This window comes from Psychrobacter sp. CAM01 (assembly GCF_032842965.1).
Lineage (GTDB): Bacteria > Pseudomonadota > Gammaproteobacteria > Pseudomonadales > Moraxellaceae > Psychrobacter > Psychrobacter celer.
The window spans coordinates 1-1506 of the sequence record NZ_JAWJBL010000004.1; the positions used below are offsets into that span (position 1 = coordinate 1).

Annotated in this window: 3 protein-coding genes; 2 read left to right on the forward strand and 1 reads right to left on the reverse strand. The window is 52.9% G+C overall.

Translation table 11 applies throughout. The features are described from left to right. The first annotated feature begins 180 nt into the window (after positions 1-180). Positions 181-459, forward strand: coding sequence for a hypothetical protein (locus R0I52_RS01645; RefSeq protein ID WP_317052882.1), 279 nt, complete (start codon positions 181-183; stop codon positions 457-459). Positions 460-477: 18 nt separating this feature from the next. Then, on the forward strand, positions 478-765 hold the full coding sequence (gene rplY, locus R0I52_RS01650; protein WP_317052883.1) for a 50S ribosomal protein L25: 288 nt from the start codon (positions 478-480) through the stop codon (positions 763-765). Positions 766-1126: 361 nt separating this feature from the next. Here the strand turns inward: rplY and R0I52_RS01655 are convergent. Further along, the coding region (locus tag R0I52_RS01655) for an RNA-guided endonuclease TnpB family protein (protein WP_317052884.1) at positions 1127-1506 on the reverse strand (380 nt) is incomplete at its 5' end.

Sequence of the window (1506 nt, forward strand, 5' to 3'; positions counted from 1 at the left end):
AACTGAGCTTGTGTCTCGGTGGTAGACAGCGAGGCCTCGACGGCCTCACGTTTGAATGTGTCGCTAAAGCGACGGCGGGGTTTGTATTTCATAACACCTTCTCATTAAATGAAGGTGTCTACTTTTCTCGGGCCAGTCCAAAGGCGCTTTGATACCCTTTGTTTTCTTTGGGAGACTAAGGTGCTGATCGTTAGTAAACAGACAACGCCGATATTGCTCGAAGCAGCAGTGGGGATTGCCGAAGCCGACCGTCGCATGCCAAGGAAGGCATGCGCCGAGCGTCCCATGGATGGGCTTGAAGCGTGTCGGCGGAGCGCAACCGCATTGATGCTTCGCGTTGCGATCGTCTTTGGTTACTTTTTGACTGCGACAGGCTTCCCGCTTGCCCCGACAGGGGCCGCGTGTTACCATCCGCGCGCTTTTATCAAGGCAAAGGCCGGTCGCAGCCTTTGTCATTAACCTCAAAGAGAGAAGATTATGTCATTTGTATTTGAAGCCGAAGTGCGTACTGACCTGGGGAAAGGTGCGAGCCGCCGCCTGCGTCACGCTGACAAAGTGCCTGCCATCATTTATGGCGGCAACCAGGAGCCGGTAGCGGTTGCTCTGGACCACAAAAAGGCCATCATCGCTCAGCAGGAAGACGCCTTCTACAACGAAGTGCTGACCCTGGTTATCGATGGTCAGGAAGTAAAAGTGAAGGTTCAGGACGTTCAGCGTCATCCCTTCAAGCCCAAGCTGGCTCACCTGGACTTTGTTCGCGCCTAAGCGATACACATTGTTCACAAAAGAACCGCCTTCGGGCGGTTTTTTTTGTCCCTTTTTTATACGCTTTTGATCCAGAAACAAAGATCTTTGACTTTCTGTTCAAATAGAATAGCGGCTTACAATGAGAGGGCTATCATGGCGGCAAAGCATGTTTAACAGTAAAAGGTTGCAAAAACGCATCAGTGAGCTTGAGGCAGAGCTGAATATTTTTCATAACATGCGGCGAGATCTGGGTGCTCAAATGATTTACTTCACCCTGAACTGCAAAGGGATGATCACCTACAGTAACCAGAATCTGCACCAGTCACTGGGATATCAAGCCATTGACTGCTCCCCTCCCTAAAGGAAGGGGATTCCCAATTCACCGAGAACCGGACACGGAGACTGGCCCCATGCCGCTTACATTCTCTCCAAGGGCTAACACCGCCAGCCCGACGGCTTTAATGTTGGTCGCGGCGTTGATGTCGCGGTCATGGTGTGCGCCACATTCGGGGCAGTCCCATTTCCTGACCGACAACGGCAGCGACGACAAGGTATGCCCGCAACCCGAGCAGCGTTTGGAGCTGGGGAACCATTGGTCAATGGCGACCAGTGAGCGCCCGGCCCATTCCGCCTTGTACGCCAACTGGCGCACGAACTCGCCCCATCCTGCATCAGCAATGGCCTTGCTGAGTGTCGGGTTGCGGATCATGTTTTTCACTGTCAGGGATTCAACGCAGACTACTTGGTTCTCGTTAATCA

Excerpts from the sequence above, each read along its gene's own strand:
- rplY (WP_317052883.1), top strand. The coding sequence starts at position 478 with ATGTCATTTGTATTTGAAGCCGAAGTGCGTACTGACCTGGGGAAAGGT.